Below are 13,894 nucleotides of genomic sequence, written 5' to 3' on the forward strand. Positions count from 1 at the left end.
GGAATCGGTTAAGATCGGCCTTCGGCTACGCCCGTGCCGTTGAGCGGGTTGGCCTCGTCCCAGCCATAGCGCAGCGTCTCGAAACGCAGCGTCAGCGAATCGACCAGCAGCAGCTTGCCGACGAGCGATTCGCCGAAGCCCGTGACGGCGCGCACCACCTCCAGTGCCATCAGCGAGCCGATCACGCCGGGCAGCGCGCCGAGTACGCCGGCCTCCGCGCAGGTCGGGATCGCGCCGGGCGGCGGTGCTTCTGAGAAGAGGCAGCGCCAGGTCGGGTTCGGCTTGCCGTCCGTCCCGGTCTCATGAGCCCGGATCGTGGTGAGCGAGCCATCGAAGCGGCCAAGCGCGCCCATCACCACCGGCTTGCGCTCATGGTAGCAGGCGTCGGAGACGGCATAGCGCGTCGCGAAATTGTCCGAGCCTTCGGCGACCACGTCGTAGAAGGCGATCAGCGCGCGGGCATTGTGCGGATCGAGCCGCGTGACATGCTCCTCGACCACCACGTTCGGGTTGAGGTTGCGTACGAAGCGGGCAGCGGCCACCGCCTTGTGCGCGCCGATATCCTCGGTGGTGAAGATGGTCTGGCGCTGCAGGTTCGAGAGCGAGACGATATCGTCGTCGACGATGCCGATCTTCCCGACCCCGGCGGCCGCCAGATACTGGATCAGCGGCGCCCCGAGCCCGCCGGCGCCGACCACCAGCACGCGCGCGTTCTTCAGCCGCTGCTGGCCCGGCCCGCCGATCTCGGGCAGGACGATATGGCGCGCATAGCGCTCGATCTCGTCGTCGTTCAGCATCATGGCCGCCAGCCTAAGGCCGGGAGCGGCCCTTCGGCAATCGCCGGCCTTGCCCGGCCGGGCCCCGCGGCGAGCATGACCTTCGTCCGCTTGGCCGCGCGCCCGGGCCATGCCATCGTGATGTCATCGAGGGCCGGACAACGGCGCCCGGCTGCAACAGGGGATCGGTTCGATGCGTTTGGGTTCTTTCGCGGCGGCGCTCGCCGGCGTTGCGCTTTCGGCTGTGGCGGCATTCGCGCAATCGCAGCCGATCAAGCCGGCCATCGTCTATGACAAGGGCGGCAAGTTCGACAAATCCTTCAACGAGGGCGTCTTCATCGGCGCGGAGAAGTTCAAGAAGGAGACGAATGTCGACTTCCGCGATTTCGAGCCGACCAACGATGCCCAGATCGAGCAGGCCCTGCGCCGCTTCGCCCGCGACGGCCATTCGCCGATCATCGCGGTCGGCTTCTCGCAGGCGACCGCCCTGCAGAAGGTCGCGACCGAGTTCCCGAACCTGAAATTCACGATCATCGACATGGTCGTCGAACTGCCGAACGTGCAGTCGGTCGTCTTCAAGGAGCATGAGGGCTCCTATCTCGTCGGCCTGCTGGCGGCGATGGCCTCGAAATCCGGCAAGGTCGGCTTCGTCGGCGGCATGGATATCCCCCTCATCCGCAAGTTCGCCTGCGGCTATGTCCAGGGCGTCAAGGCCGGCAAGGCGGATGCCGAGATCTTCCAGAACATGACCGGCTCGACCCCGGCCGCCTGGAACGATCCGGTCAAGGGCGGCGAGCTCGCCAAGTCGCAGATCGATCGCGGCGCCGACGTGGTCTATCACGCGGCCGGCGGCACCGGCATCGGCGTGCTCCGGGCGGTGGCGGATGCCGGCAAGCTCGGCATCGGCGTCGATTCCAACCAGAACGCCCTGCATCCCGGCAAGGTGCTGACTTCGATGCTGAAGCGCGTCGATGTCGCCGCTTACAACTCTTTCAAGGCGGCGCAGGACGGTTCCTGGAAGCCCGGCGTCTCCGTGCTCGGTCTGAAGGAAGAGGGCATCGACTGGGCGCTGGACGACGCCAACAAGGCCCTGATCACGCCGGAGATGAAGGCCGCCGCCGACAAGGCCAAGGCCGATATCATCGCCGGCACGGTCAAGGTCCACGATTACATGTCCGACCAGAAATGCACGATGTGAGCGAGACATCGTGCCGGAGGGAGTGAATGAGGCGCGGGGAACCCTTCTCCCGTGTGGGAGAGGGGCAGGGATGAGGGCCCGCCCTATCCGCAGAAGGCGCGGCGGCAACCACCGCGCTCTGACAATCAGCGGCAGTCCCTCACCCCTGCCCCTCTCCCATCCGGGAGAGGGGTTCTGCGTCGTGGTGCCCGCGCCATGATGGAGGCCGTCTCTGCGCCCGCCATTGAGCTGATCGGCATCTCCAAGCGCTTCGGCCCGGTCGCCGCCAACAGGGACGTGTCCCTTGCGGTCGCGGCCGGCTCGATCCACGGCATCGTCGGTGAGAACGGCGCCGGCAAGTCGACGCTGATGTCGATCCTCTACGGCTTCTACGAGGCCGATGCCGGCGAGATCAGGATCTCGGGTGAAGCGCGCCGCATCCGCTCCTCGGCCGATGCGATCGCGGCCGGGATCGGCATGGTCCATCAGCATTTCATGCTGGTTGAGACGCTGAGCGTCGTCGAGAACGTCGTGCTCGGCGCCGAAGGCGGGGCTTTCCTGAAAGGCGGCATCGGCAAGGCGCGGAGCGCGCTCGCGAAGCTTTCGCAGGATTACGGCCTCGCGATCGATCCCGATGCGATCGTCGGCGAGCTCTCCGTCGGCCTGCAGCAGCGCGTCGAGATTCTGAAGGCGCTCTATCGCGGCGCCGAGATCCTGATCCTCGACGAGCCGACCGCGGTGCTGACCCCGCCCGAGGCCGACCAGCTCTTCGCCCTGCTTCGGGCGCTGAAGGCGCAGGGCAAGACGGTGATCCTGATCACCCACAAGCTGCGCGAGATCATGGACGTGACCGACCGCGTCTCGGTGATGCGCCGCGGCGAGATGGTCGCCCATGTCGCGACAGTCGAAACCTCGCCGCCGGCTCTGGCCGAGGCGATGGTCGGCCGGCGCGTGCTGCTGCGGGTCGAAAAGCAGCCGCGCGAGCGTGGCGCGCCGGTGCTGGAGGCGGTCGGCCTGTCCTGCCGCGACGGGCGCGGCACCGAGACCCTGAAGGATGTGAGCCTCACGCTCCATGAAGGCGAGATCGTCGGCATCGCCGGTGTCGCCGGCAATGGCCAGAGCGAATTGCTGGAGGTGCTGGCCGGCCTGATCCAGCCGAGCCGCGGCGTCATCAGGCTGGGCGGGCAGATCCTCGCGGCAGCGGATCGCCATCCGGCGCGGCTGCGCCAGCGCGGCCTGATGCATATCCCGGAGGATCGCCACCGCAGCGGCCTCGTCACCGCCTTCTCCGCCGCCGAGAACGCCATCCTCGGCTATCAGCACGATCCCGCTTTCGGCTCCGGCCCCTTGCTCTCGCCGGCTCGCATCGAGGCCCATGCGCGCGAGGCCTTCGCGGCCTATGACGTGCGCCCACCCGACCCGGCGCTGAAAACGGCGAAATTCTCCGGCGGCAACCAGCAGAAGATCGTGCTCGCCCGTGAGATCGAGCGCGGCCCGAAGGTCCTGCTCGTCGGCCAGCCGACGCGCGGCGTCGATATCGGCGCGATCGAATTCATCCATCGCCGGTTGGTGGCCTTGCGCGATGCTGGCGTCGCGGTCCTGCTCGTCTCGGTCGAGCTTGAGGAGGTGATGGCGCTGTCCGACCGAATCATCGCCATGTGCGGCGGCCGGATCACCGGCGAGCGGGTGGCGGAGACCGCCGACGAGCGCGATCTCGGCCTGCTGATGGCCGGCGTAACGGATGAGGCGGCGTGATGGAACAGAGGCTGACATTGGTGACGCTTGGCGTCGGGGACCTCGATCGGTCGCGGCGCTTCTATGCGGCGCTGGGCTGGCACGAGATCGAACCAAAGCGGGATAGCGTCGCCTTCTTCCAGCTGAACGGGATCGGCCTGTCGCTGTTTCCGCGAACCGAACTGGCGAAGGATGCAGAGGTTGCGGATAGCGCGGCCGGCTTCTCCGGCATCACCCTCGCGCATAACCTGCGCAGCGAGGGCGAGGTCGATGCGTTGTTCGCGGACATGGTCGCGGCAGGCGCGGTGGCTGTGAAATCGCCTCGGAAGGTCTTCTGGGGCGGCTATTCCGGCTATGTCTCCGATCCCGACGGGCATCTTTGGGAGATCGCCCATAATCCCTTCTTCCCGCTGGATGCCGCCGGCAACGTGACGCTCGCCGGATGAGCGCCGCACCCGTCGACCTGCCGCGCTGGGCCGATATCGCGCTGGTGCCGCTGGTCTCGGTCGCGGCGGCCCTGATCGTCGCCGGGCTGGTCGTCGTCGGCATCGGCGAGAACCCGCTGGAGGCGACGGCCCTGCTGCTGCGTGGCGCGCTCGGCAGCGCGGAGGGCATCGGCTTCACGCTCTATTACGCCACGAATTTCATCTTCACCGGGCTTGCCGTCGCCGTCGCCTTCCATGCCGGCTTGTTCAATATCGGCGGCGAGGGACAGGCGACTGTTGCCGGTATCGCCATGGCGATCACCTGCTTGGCGCTTGCCACGCTGCCCGGTTTCCTCGCTGCGCCCTTCGCGATCCTCGGGGCGGCGGCGGGCGGTGCGCTCTGGGCCTTCATTCCCGGTTGGCTCCAGGCGAAGCGCGGCAGCCATGTCGTCATCACCACGATCATGCTGAACTTCGTCGCCGCGACGCTGATCGTCTATCTGCTGCGCGAAGTGATCGGCAAACCCGGCTCGATGCAGCCCGAGACGCCGGATTTCCCGGCACGCGCTATCCTGACGCCGATGCATCTATTGCTCGCGCCGTTCGGCCTGAAACTACCCTCGACGCCGCTGAATAGCGCCTTCTTCCTCGCCCTGATGGCGCTTGTCGCCGTCTGGCTGCTGATCTGGCGCACCCGATTGGGCTATGCGATCCGCACCGTCGGCGCCAATCCGCGCGCCGCCGCCTATGCCGGCATCTCGCCCGCTGCGGTGACTATGATCGCCATGGCGATCTCGGGCGCGCTGGCCGGCGGGCTCGCGGTCAACGAGGCGCTCGGCGTCCAGCATCGGCTCGTGCTCGATTTCACCGCCGGCTACGGCTTCGTCGGCATCGCAGTCGCTCTGATGGGCCGCGGTCATCCGGTCGGCGTCGGCCTCGCCGCGCTGCTCTTCGGCGTACTCTATCAGGGCGGCGCGGAGCTTTCCTTCGACAAGCCGGCCATCACCCGCGACATGGTCGTGGTCATCGGCGGCGTCCTCGTGCTCTTCGCAGGCGCGCTGGATGGTCTCTTCCGCCGGCTCGTCGCGAGCGTGTTGCGGATCGGTGGAGGGGCAGCCTGATGGACCTGCTCCAGACGATCGCCGTCGTGCTCGATTCGATGATCCGGCTCTCGGTCCCGCTGATCTGCGCGGCGATGGCGGGCTTGTGGTCGGAGCGGGCCGGCGTCGTCGATATCGGGTTGGAGGGCAAGATGCTGGTCGCCGCCTTCGCCTCGGCGGTCGCGGCCTTCGTCACCGGCTCTGCCTGGATCGGGCTCGGCGCCGGCATTCTGGCAGCGCTGGCGCTGGCGCTGGTCCATGGCTTCGCGGCCATCACCTGGCGCGGCAACCAGATCGTCTCCGGCGTCGCCATCAACATGCTGGCGGCCGGGCTCACCGTCATCCTCGGCAATGCCTGGTACGGGCAAGGCGGGCGCACCCCTTCGCTCGAAGGCGCGGCCCGCTTCGGCGAACTCACCTTGCCCTTCGCCGGCTGGGCGCGTGCAAACGTGCCCGGGCTCGGCCTGTTCTACGACGAGGTCGTATCCGGCCATGCCACCCCGGCCTATCTCGCCTTCCTCTGCGTGCTCGTCACCGCCCTCGTGCTGAAGCGCACCCGCTTCGGCCTGCGCATCCGTGCCGTCGGCGAGAATCCTGCGGCGGTGGACACGGCCGGCATCTCGGTCGCCGGCCTGCGCTATGGCGCGGTCGCGATCTGCGGGGTCCTCTGCGGCATCGGCGGCACCTATCTCGCCGTCGCGCAATCCGCCGGCTTCCTGCCGCATATGACGGCGGGGCGCGGCTTCATCGCGCTGGCCGCCGTGATCTTCGCCAATTGGCGCCCTTGGCCGGCGCTCGGCGCCTGCCTGCTCTTCGGCCTGCTCGACGCGGTCGCGATCCGGCTTCAGGGCGTGACATTGCCCGGTATCGGCCTCGTGCCGGTGGAAGCGATCCAGGCCTTGCCCTATCTGATGACAATCGTCCTGCTCGCCGGCTTCATCGGCAAGGCGACGCCGCCCAGGGCCTCCGGCCTGCCCTATGTCAAGGAACGCTGATTTGCCGGCCGATATCGATTTCGAGGCCCTGTTCGCCACTGCCGCCGCCATCCAGTCGCGCGCCTATGCGCCCTATTCGCGCTTCAAGGTGGGCGCCGCGCTGGTCGCCGATGACGGCGCGGTTCATGCCGGCTGCAATGTCGAAAACGCCGCCTATCCCGTCGGCTCCTGCGCCGAGGCCGGGGCGATTTCCGCGATGATCGCGGCCGGCGGGAAGGCGATCCGCGCTATCGTCGTCTTCGGCGAGGGCGCCGAATTGGTCACGCCCTGCGGCGCCTGCCGCCAGCGCATCCGCGAATTCGCGGCGCCGGAGACCCCGGTCGGGATTGCCGGCCCCGAGGGCATCCGCGCGCGCTTCACGCTGGAGGAACTGTTGCCAGCCTCCTTCGGACCGGCCAATTTGCCGCGGTGATTTGGGGCCGCGCCGTGCGGCCGGAAGGGAGCGTGTGATGGCGGCCGATCCGGCCTTCGACGAGGTGGCGTCGATCCTGGCGGACCGGGGCATCGATGCGATCGATTGTGCGATCGTGCTCGGCACCGGCCTCGGCGCCGTCGCCGAGGAGATCGAGAATGCCGTTCGCATTCCCTATGCCGATCTGCCCGGCTTCCCGCGCGGCGAGGTCTCCGGCCACGCCCGCCAGCTCTGCTATGGCACGCTGCATGGCCGCAAGGTGCTGATCTACGAAGGCCGCGCCCATTACTATGAGGGGGGCGATTCCGCCGTGATGCGTGTCCCGCTCGGCGTGCTCACCGCCTTCGGCTCGCCGCCGCTGATCCTGACCAATGCGGCCGGTTCGCTCTCGCCGGAAATGCGCCCGGGCAGCCTCGCCCTCATCACCGACCATATCAACCTGAACGGCCCCAACCCGCTCGTCGGCGACAAGGGCGACGGGCGCTTCGTGCCGATGGTCGATGCCTATGACCCGCATCTGCGCGGCCGCTTCAAGCGCGCGGCCCAGCGGGTGGCGATCCCGCTCGGCGAGGGCGTCTACATGTGGTTCACCGGGCCGAGCTTCGAGACGCCGGCCGAGATCCGCATGGCGAAGATCCTCGGCGCCGATCTCGTGGGCATGTCGACCGTGCCGGAGGTGATCCTCGCGCGCCGCCACGGCCTGCGCGTCGCCGGGCTGTCGATCGTCACCAATATGGGCGCAGGCCTGCATGGCGGCACGCCGCATCATGCCGAGACGCGCGATGTCGCGGGCCTCGCGGCGGGGGCGCTCCGGCGCCTGCTGCGCGCCTTCCTGTCGGAGTTGTAGATATGTCCGATGCCGATCTCGCCAGGCGCGCGCTCGCGCTCCTCGACCTCACCGATCTCGCCGACGATGCCACGGAGGAAGGCGCCCGCGATCTCTGCCATCGCGCCGTATCCGGCCCCGCGCCGGTCGCGGCGGTGTGCCTGTGGCCGCGCTTCGTCGCGACGGCGCGGACCGAGCTTGGCGACGGCCCCGTCCGAATCGCGACCGTGGTGAACTTTCCCGACGGCGACACCCCGATCGCCCCGGCCATGCGCGAGACCGAGGAGGCGCTCGCTGCCGGTGCCGACGAGATCGACCTCGTCCTGCCCTGGCGGGCCGTTCTCGCCGGCCAGACCACGGCTGCGACCGCGATGGTCCGCAACGTCAAGTCGCTCTGCGGAGAAAGGCGGCTGAAGGTCATTCTGGAGACCGGCGAATATCCCAATCTCGACAAGGTCAGGACCACGTCCGAGCTCGCCATCGCCGCCGGCGCCGATTTCATCAAGACCTCGACCGGCAAGACCGCGAATTCGGCGAGCATTCCGGCTGCCCGCGTGATGCTCAACGTCATCGCGGAGGCGGGCCGTCCCATCGGCTTGAAGCCGTCCGGCGGTATCAGGACGCTGGCCGACGCCAGGCGCTATCTCGATCTCGCCGATGCGATCATGGGAGAGGATTGGGCGACGCCCACGAGTTTCCGCTTCGGCGCCAGCGGCCTCTATACGGCACTCGTCGCAGCTATCGAAGACGCCGCGCCCGATGCCGCGCCGCGAGGAGGCTATTGATGCGCCTGACCCAGGAGATCATCGCCGCCAAGCGCGACGGTGCGGAACTGTCCGAGGCCGATATCCGCCTGCTCATCGCCGGCTTGCCTGACGGTTCGGTCAGCGAGGGCCAGGCTGCCGCCTTCGCCATGGCAGTCTATTTCAACGGGATGAGCGAGCGCGAGCGCGTGGCGCTGACATTGGCCATGCGCGATTCCGGCACGGTGCTGCGCTGGGACGACCTGCCCGGCCCGGCTCTCGACAAGCACTCGACCGGGGGCGTCGGCGATACCGTCAGCCTGCCATTGGCGGCGGCGGTCGCGGCCTGCGGCGGCCATGTCCCGATGATCTCGGGCCGTGGCCTCGGCCATACCGGCGGCACGCTCGACAAGCTCGACGCGGTGCCGGGCTATGTCACCCAGCCCGGCATCAGCCTCTTCCGAAAGGTGGTGCGCGAGGCCGGCTGCGCCATCATCGGCCAGACGGCCGACCTCGCCCCGGCCGACAAGCGCCTCTATGCCATCCGTGATGTCACCGCGACGGTGGAATCGCTGCCGCTGATCACCGCCTCGATCCTGTCGAAGAAGCTTGCCGCCGGCCTGCACGGCCTCGCCATGGACGTGAAATTCGGCTCCGGCGCCTTCCTGCCGGATTACGGCAAGGCGCAGGCTTTGGCGCAGGCGCTGGTCGGCGTCGCGAACGGCGCGGGCATGCCGACGAACGCGCTCCTCACCGACATGAACGAGCCGCTGGCCTCGGCTGCCGGCAATGCGCTCGAAGTCGCCTATGCGCTCGATCATCTGACCGGGCGGCGGCGCGAGCCGCGCTTCCACGAGGTCACGGTGGCGCTCGCTACCGAGATGCTGCTGCTCGGCAAGCTCGCGCCGGATCTCGATGCCGCCCGCGCCCGGATCGAGCAGGCCTTCGCATCCGGCGCCGCGGCCGAGCGCTTCGGCCGGATGATCGTTGCGCTCGGCGGCCCGGCCGACCTGCTGGAAGCGCCGCAGAAGCATCTCGCCGCCGCGCCGATCGTGAAGCCGGTCTGTCCCGAAACGCCGGGGAGCGTCGCGTCCATCGACACGCGCGCCGTTGGGCTTGCCGTCGTGGCGCTCGGCGGCGGCCGCGTGCGCCCGCAGGATCCGATCGACCATGCCGTGGGCATCGTTGCGCTGGCCGGGATCGGCGACGCGGTCGGCCCCGACCGGCCGCTCGGCATCGTGCATGCCCGCGACGAGGCGGGTTACCAAGCGGCGAGCGAGCGCTTGCGCAAGGCCTATCGGATCGGAGAGGGTGCGGCGCGCGGCCCGCTGGTCGCGGAACGGGTTACGGAGAGGGTGTCGGGATGAGTCTGCTTCTGGCCATGACGGGCTGGCATATCGAGGATTGGCGCGCGCGCTTTCAGGCGCTGTTGCCGGATATGCCGATCGTCGTCCTCGGCGAGCCCTTCGACCGCCGCGCCGTCCATTATGTCGCGAGCTGGAAGCACCCGCCCGGCAGCCTGACCGGCCTGCCCAATCTCGCCGCGATCTTCTCGCTAGGCGCCGGCGTCGATTTCCTCTTCGCCGACGACAAGCTGCCGGCCGCGCCGATCGCGCGCATCGTCGATCCCGACCTGACGACGCGGATGAGCGAATACATCGTCCTGCATTGCCTGAGCTATCTGCGCCAGCAGCGCCGCTATGACAGCCAGCAGCGCGAAAAGCTCTGGGACGACGACCGCAACCAGCCGGCCGCGCGCTCGGTCCGCGTCGGCGTCATGGGCCTTGGCGAACTCGGCCAGGATGCCGCCCGCAAGCTTGCCGTCATGGGCTTCGACGTTGCCGGCTGGAGCCGCTCGCCCAAGACCATCGCGGGGCTCCAGACCTTCTCCGGCGATGACGGCATGAAGGCCTTTCTCGCCCGTACCGACATTCTCGTCAGCCTGCTGCCGCTGACCCCGGATACGCGCGGCATCATCAATGCCGGGATGCTTGCGGGCCTCGCGCAGGGCGGGCGCCTCGGCGGGCCGTTCCTGATCAATGCCGGCCGCGGCGGCCTGCAGATCGCGGACGACATCCTGGCCGCGCTCGATGCGGGCACGCTGAAGGGCGCGACGCTCGATGTCTTCGAGGTCGAGCCGCTGCCGGCGGATTCGGCCCTCTGGACCCATCCGGGGGTGACAGTCACCCCGCATAACTCGGCGATGTCGGAGCCGGAGGCGATCGCCACGGCAGTTGCCCAGCAGATCGGGCGTCTGGAGGCGGGCGAACCGCTGCTCAACGTGGTCGATCCGGCGCGGGGTTACTGAAAGCCAGCACGGCAGGCTTGTCACGGAACAGTCGCGGCGCTGTCGTCGCGCCGCAATCCGGGCGGGCGAAGCGAAGGCTTCGCCTCATTCCGGAGCCATCCCATGCGCCTGCCGATCATCGCCGCCCTGTTGCTGTCCTCGACCATGCTCGCAGGGGCGCAGGACGCCCAGAAGGAATTTCCCGCCAAGCTCGTCGGCCATGCCCTGCTGCCGGCGAACACCATCATCCCCGCGCCTGCCGACGCGCCCGCCGATCTCAAGGTCTCCGGCAAGTTCGTCACGCCCGGCAAGCGCGTCGAGGCGGTCGGCACCGTGATGGGCACCTCGGGCGGGCGCCCGACCGGGCTCTCCACCCCCTTCGCCGGCCAGCCCGTGCAGGGTTTCTCCGGTATCCGCTCACTGGGGAATGGCGAGTTCCTCGTGCTGACCGACAATGGCTTCGGTGCCAAGGCGAATTCGCCGGACGCGATGCTGTTCTTCCACCGCCTCAAGGCCGATTTCGGCAAGGGCGCAGTCGAGCGGCTCTCGACCACCTTCCTGCACGACCCAGACAAGAAGGTGCCGTTCCGCATCGTTCAGGAAGGCACGGAAAAGCGCTACCTGACCGGCGCCGATTTCGACCCGGAATCGATCCAGCCGATCGGCGGCAAGTTCTGGATCGGCGAGGAGTTCGGCCCCTATCTCATCCGCGTCGATGCCACCGGCAAGATGGAGGCGGTGTTCGAGACGCAGGTCGACGGCAAGCCGGCCCGCTCGCCGGACCATTACGCCATCACCACCCCGGGCGCGCCGGACCAGAGCGTCGCCTTCAACGTCCGCCGCTCCAAGGGCTATGAGGGCATGGCGCAGTCGCCGGATGGCCGCTTCCTCTACCCGTTGCTCGAAGGCCCGCTCTGGAATGCCGAGACCAAGGGCAACGAGGAGGTCGACGGCAAGGAAGTCCTGCGCATCCTCGAGTTCGATGTCGCGAACGAGAAATGGACCGGCCGGTCCTGGTTCTATCCGCTGGAGCTGAAGGGCAACGCCATCGGCGACTTCAACATGATCGACGCTACGACCGCGTTGATCATCGAGCGCGATAACGGCGAAGGGACCGCCGACAAAGCCTGCGCCGCCGGCCAGAAGGGCCCCGACTGCTTCCACGACCTCGCGAAGTTCAAGCGCATCGTGAAGATCGAGATGGCCGAGGCGAGCGTCGGCAAGCCGGTGCGCAAGATCGGCTTCATCGACCTCCTGAAGATCGCCGATCCCGACGACAAGGCGAAGCAGGGCGCCATCGACGGCGTGCTGCCCTTCCCGTTCTTCACGATCGAGAATGTCGACGTGGTCGATCGCGCCAACGGCACCATCGTCGTCGGCAACGACAACAACCTGCCGTTCTCGTCGTCTCGCGATCCGAAGAAGGCCGACGACAACGAGCTGGTGCTCCTGTCGGTCAAGGACCTGCTCGACGCGAAGTGAGGCGTTCCGGCGGTCTCAGGCGATCCGCTTGTCGGCGGAATCGCAGAGGTCGTTCTGGATGCAGCGGACGCATTCGGGGCGCTGTGCCTTGCAGGTGTAGCGCCCGTGCAGGATGAGCCAGTGATGGGCGTGCCGTCCGAATTCGGGCGGCACGGCCTTCTCCAGCCCAAGCTCGACCTGCAGCACGTTCTGGCCCGGCGCGATGCGCAGGCGGTTGGCGATGCGGAAGACATGGGTGTCGACGGCGTGCGTGATCTCGCCGAAGGCGATGTTGAGCACGACATTGGCGGTCTTGCGGCCGACGCCGGGCAGGCTTTCCAGCGCCTCGCGCGTCGCCGGCACCTCGCCGCCATATTCCGCGATCAGCCGCTCGCAGAGCGCGATCACGTTCTTCGCCTTGGTGCGGAAGAGCCCGATCGTCTTGATGTAGTCGCGCACGGTCTCCTCGCCGAGCGCGAGCATCTTGGCGGGCGTGTCGGCGATGGCGAAGAGCGGGCGCGTCGCCTTGTTCACCCCGACATCGGTTGCCTGAGCCGAGAGGACGACGGCAACCAGCAGCGTGAAGGCGTTGACGTAGTCCAGTTCGCCCTTGGGTTCGGGATTGGCTGCCTGGAAGCGGCGGAAGATCTCGTAGATCTCCGCCGGCTTGCGGGCGCGCGGCAACGTGATGCGCTTTGCCGACGCAGCCATGCGAGGGGGCCTGTTCCGCTGATCCATGACGGCGTTATAATGCGCGAATGACCCCCGGCAAGAGCACCGGCAGTGAGAGCCCTGGCAGCGAGATCGCGGACGCGTCGCAGCGGCCGGTCTTCGACGCCACGATCACGCCGCATCGCTCGCTCGGCCAGAACGGCTTCCGCATCGTGATGACGCTGGTCTGCCTGGCGAGTGTGATCTCCTCGATCCCCTTCGTCGTGCTCGGCGCCTGGCCGGTCGCCGGTTTCTTCGGGATCGATGTCATCGCGCTCTTCGCCGCCTTCCACGTCAATTTCCGGCATGCGCGCGCCTTCGAGCGCATCGTGGTGACGCCGCTGGAGGTCTTCCTGCGCAAGGTCTCGCATCATGGCCGCGAGACGATCTGGCGCTTCAATCCGATCTGGACCCGGCTGGAACGCCAGACCGACGAGGATTACGGCCTGCTTGGCCTGAAGCTGGTCTCGCGCGGGCAGAGCGTCGCGGTCGCCTCCGCGCTCTCGCCGCATGAACGCGCCGGCTTTGCCGATGCGCTGGGTTCGGCCCTGTCGAGCGCCCGCCGCGGCCCGGACTACAACGCGCCCTGAAGCGCTTCAGCCGTGCCGGGCAAGCCAGATCGTATGCCCGCCGCAGCCTGGGTCCTCGGCGACATGGTCGATGACCGCGAAGCCGTTCTCCGCCAGCAAGGCCCGGTACTCCCCGGGATCGAGGCTGCCATGGTAGAGCGCCTCGCCCTCGAAGCTGCCGATCGCCTCGCCATGGGCCGGGCCGCTGGTGAAGATGAGGGCTGCGCCCGGTGCCGCATGGGCCGCGAAGACCGCGAACATCCCGCGCTGGTCTTCGGGCGTCAGGTGGAAGAAGGAGTCCCAGGCGATCAATCCGCCGAAGCGGCGCCCGAGCGCGAGGCGGCGCATATCGGCGACCTGCCAGTCTCCCTTCGGAAAGCGCGCCCGGCACAGTGCGATCATCGCCGGGGCGGAATCGACGCCGGTGACGGCATGGCCTTCCGCGCGGAAATAGCTGGCGATCGGCTGGCCGGTGCCGCAGCCGATATCCAGGATAGTGGCTTCGGGTGATAGCTGGCGCCGGAATCGCGCGAGCCAGGCTCCCTCGTGCAAGGTTTTGCCGCGCTGGCGGTCATAGCTGGCGGCATGGCGCTGGTAGAGATCGATGACGGTTTCGGCGGGGGAGGTCATGTCGCCATCAGCCCTCATCCTGAGGAGGCCCGCAAGGGCCGTCTCGAA

Annotated in this window: 15 protein-coding genes; 12 read left to right on the plus strand and 3 right to left on the minus strand. The window is 68.2% G+C overall.

Translation table 11 applies throughout. The features are described 5' to 3' along the window. Positions 1 to 8 precede the first annotated feature (8 nt). Positions 9 to 800: a HesA/MoeB/ThiF family protein gene (locus ACFJGT_RS24340; protein WP_377843635.1), complete on the minus strand. Its 792-nt coding sequence runs from the start codon at positions 798 to 800 to the stop codon at positions 9 to 11. A 169-nt stretch (positions 801 to 969) separates the two neighbouring features. Here ACFJGT_RS24340 and ACFJGT_RS24345 point away from each other — a divergent pair, with 169 nt between their 5' ends. The 11 genes from ACFJGT_RS24345 to ACFJGT_RS24395 all read left to right on the plus strand — a co-directional run bounded on the left by ACFJGT_RS24345 (position 970) and on the right by ACFJGT_RS24395 (position 11,957). Further along, a complete protein-coding gene (locus ACFJGT_RS24345) occupies positions 970 to 1,974 on the plus strand; it encodes a BMP family protein (RefSeq protein ID WP_377843637.1) in 1,005 nt (334 codons plus the stop codon). 195 nt (positions 1,975 to 2,169) lie between these two features. After that, positions 2,170 to 3,708: an ABC transporter ATP-binding protein gene (locus tag ACFJGT_RS24350; RefSeq protein WP_377843640.1), complete on the plus strand. Its 1,539-nt coding sequence runs from the start codon at positions 2,170 to 2,172 to the stop codon at positions 3,706 to 3,708. Beyond that, positions 3,708 to 4,133 (plus strand): VOC family protein, encoded by a 426-nt coding sequence (locus ACFJGT_RS24355; RefSeq protein ID WP_377843642.1) that lies wholly within the window; start codon positions 3,708 to 3,710, stop codon positions 4,131 to 4,133. Before ACFJGT_RS24350 ends, ACFJGT_RS24355 begins: the two co-directional genes overlap by 1 nt. Then, positions 4,130 to 5,233: an ABC transporter permease gene (locus tag ACFJGT_RS24360; RefSeq protein WP_377843644.1), complete on the plus strand. Its 1,104-nt coding sequence runs from the start codon at positions 4,130 to 4,132 to the stop codon at positions 5,231 to 5,233. The genes ACFJGT_RS24355 and ACFJGT_RS24360 overlap by 4 nt, the downstream gene beginning before the upstream one ends. Beyond that, positions 5,233 to 6,207, plus strand: a complete 975-nt coding sequence (locus tag ACFJGT_RS24365; protein ID WP_377843646.1) for an ABC transporter permease — start codon at positions 5,233 to 5,235, stop codon at positions 6,205 to 6,207. Before ACFJGT_RS24360 ends, ACFJGT_RS24365 begins: the two co-directional genes overlap by 1 nt. A 1-nt stretch (position 6,208) precedes the next feature. Beyond that, positions 6,209 to 6,619 (plus strand): cytidine deaminase, encoded by a 411-nt coding sequence (locus ACFJGT_RS24370; RefSeq protein ID WP_377843648.1) that lies wholly within the window; start codon positions 6,209 to 6,211, stop codon positions 6,617 to 6,619. A 37-nt stretch (positions 6,620 to 6,656) separates the two neighbouring features. After that, positions 6,657 to 7,466: a purine-nucleoside phosphorylase gene (locus tag ACFJGT_RS24375; protein WP_377843651.1), complete on the plus strand. Its 810-nt coding sequence runs from the start codon at positions 6,657 to 6,659 to the stop codon at positions 7,464 to 7,466. Positions 7,467 to 7,468: 2 nt separating this feature from the next. Further along, positions 7,469 to 8,230, plus strand: coding sequence for a deoxyribose-phosphate aldolase (gene deoC, locus ACFJGT_RS24380; RefSeq protein ID WP_377843655.1), 762 nt, complete (start codon positions 7,469 to 7,471; stop codon positions 8,228 to 8,230). Next, complete coding sequence (gene deoA, locus ACFJGT_RS24385) at positions 8,230 to 9,555, plus strand: thymidine phosphorylase (protein ID WP_377843658.1); 1,326 nt, start codon at positions 8,230 to 8,232, stop codon at positions 9,553 to 9,555. The genes deoC and deoA overlap by 1 nt, the downstream gene beginning before the upstream one ends. Further along, positions 9,552 to 10,496: a 2-hydroxyacid dehydrogenase gene (locus ACFJGT_RS24390; RefSeq protein WP_377843660.1), complete on the plus strand. Its 945-nt coding sequence runs from the start codon at positions 9,552 to 9,554 to the stop codon at positions 10,494 to 10,496. The genes deoA and ACFJGT_RS24390 overlap by 4 nt, the downstream gene beginning before the upstream one ends. A gap of 102 nt (positions 10,497 to 10,598) precedes the next feature. Then, positions 10,599 to 11,957, plus strand: coding sequence for an esterase-like activity of phytase family protein (locus ACFJGT_RS24395; protein ID WP_377843663.1), 1,359 nt, complete (start codon positions 10,599 to 10,601; stop codon positions 11,955 to 11,957). A gap of 15 nt (positions 11,958 to 11,972) precedes the next feature. Here ACFJGT_RS24395 and nth read toward each other — a convergent pair whose 3' ends face one another. Next, a complete protein-coding gene (nth, locus tag ACFJGT_RS24400) occupies positions 11,973 to 12,647 on the minus strand; it encodes an endonuclease III (RefSeq protein WP_377843665.1) in 675 nt (224 codons plus the stop codon). 47 nt (positions 12,648 to 12,694) lie between these two features. On the opposite strand from nth, the gene ACFJGT_RS24405 reads away from it, so the two are divergent. Continuing rightward, on the plus strand, positions 12,695 to 13,237 hold the full coding sequence (locus tag ACFJGT_RS24405; RefSeq protein ID WP_377843669.1) for a DUF2244 domain-containing protein: 543 nt from the start codon (positions 12,695 to 12,697) through the stop codon (positions 13,235 to 13,237). A gap of 6 nt (positions 13,238 to 13,243) precedes the next feature. On the opposite strand, the gene ACFJGT_RS24410 is transcribed toward ACFJGT_RS24405, so the two are convergent. Further along, a complete protein-coding gene (locus tag ACFJGT_RS24410) occupies positions 13,244 to 13,846 on the minus strand; it encodes a class I SAM-dependent DNA methyltransferase (protein ID WP_377843672.1) in 603 nt (200 codons plus the stop codon). Positions 13,847 to 13,894 lie beyond the last annotated feature (48 nt).

Origin of the sequence: Allobosea sp. UC22_33 (genome assembly GCF_042700715.1) — a bacterium.
Classification (GTDB): Bacteria; Pseudomonadota; Alphaproteobacteria; order Rhizobiales; family Beijerinckiaceae; genus Allobosea.

What these genes read in the sequence shown, in the direction of transcription:
- ACFJGT_RS24395 (WP_377843663.1), top strand. Translation starts at nt 10,599, where the DNA reads ATGCGCCTGCCGATCATCGCCGCCCTGTTGCTGTCCTCGACCATGCTC.
- ACFJGT_RS24405 (WP_377843669.1), top strand. Translation starts at nt 12,695, where the DNA reads ATGACCCCCGGCAAGAGCACCGGCAGTGAGAGCCCTGGCAGCGAGATC.
- deoC (WP_377843655.1), top strand. Translation starts at nt 7,469, where the DNA reads ATGTCCGATGCCGATCTCGCCAGGCGCGCGCTCGCGCTCCTCGACCTC.
- ACFJGT_RS24410 (WP_377843672.1), bottom strand. Translation starts at nt 13,846, where the DNA reads ATGACCTCCCCCGCCGAAACCGTCATCGATCTCTACCAGCGCCATGCC.
- ACFJGT_RS24390 (WP_377843660.1), top strand. Translation starts at nt 9,552, where the DNA reads ATGAGTCTGCTTCTGGCCATGACGGGCTGGCATATCGAGGATTGGCGC.
- nth (WP_377843665.1), bottom strand. Translation starts at nt 12,647, where the DNA reads ATGGCTGCGTCGGCAAAGCGCATCACGTTGCCGCGCGCCCGCAAGCCG.
- ACFJGT_RS24355 (WP_377843642.1), top strand. Translation starts at nt 3,708, where the DNA reads ATGGAACAGAGGCTGACATTGGTGACGCTTGGCGTCGGGGACCTCGAT.
- ACFJGT_RS24365 (WP_377843646.1), top strand. Translation starts at nt 5,233, where the DNA reads ATGGACCTGCTCCAGACGATCGCCGTCGTGCTCGATTCGATGATCCGG.
- ACFJGT_RS24375 (WP_377843651.1), top strand. Translation starts at nt 6,657, where the DNA reads ATGGCGGCCGATCCGGCCTTCGACGAGGTGGCGTCGATCCTGGCGGAC.
- ACFJGT_RS24350 (WP_377843640.1), top strand. Translation starts at nt 2,170, where the DNA reads ATGATGGAGGCCGTCTCTGCGCCCGCCATTGAGCTGATCGGCATCTCC.
- ACFJGT_RS24360 (WP_377843644.1), top strand. Translation starts at nt 4,130, where the DNA reads ATGAGCGCCGCACCCGTCGACCTGCCGCGCTGGGCCGATATCGCGCTG.
- ACFJGT_RS24345 (WP_377843637.1), top strand. Translation starts at nt 970, where the DNA reads ATGCGTTTGGGTTCTTTCGCGGCGGCGCTCGCCGGCGTTGCGCTTTCG.
- ACFJGT_RS24340 (WP_377843635.1), bottom strand. Translation starts at nt 800, where the DNA reads ATGATGCTGAACGACGACGAGATCGAGCGCTATGCGCGCCATATCGTC.
- deoA (WP_377843658.1), top strand. Translation starts at nt 8,230, where the DNA reads ATGCGCCTGACCCAGGAGATCATCGCCGCCAAGCGCGACGGTGCGGAA.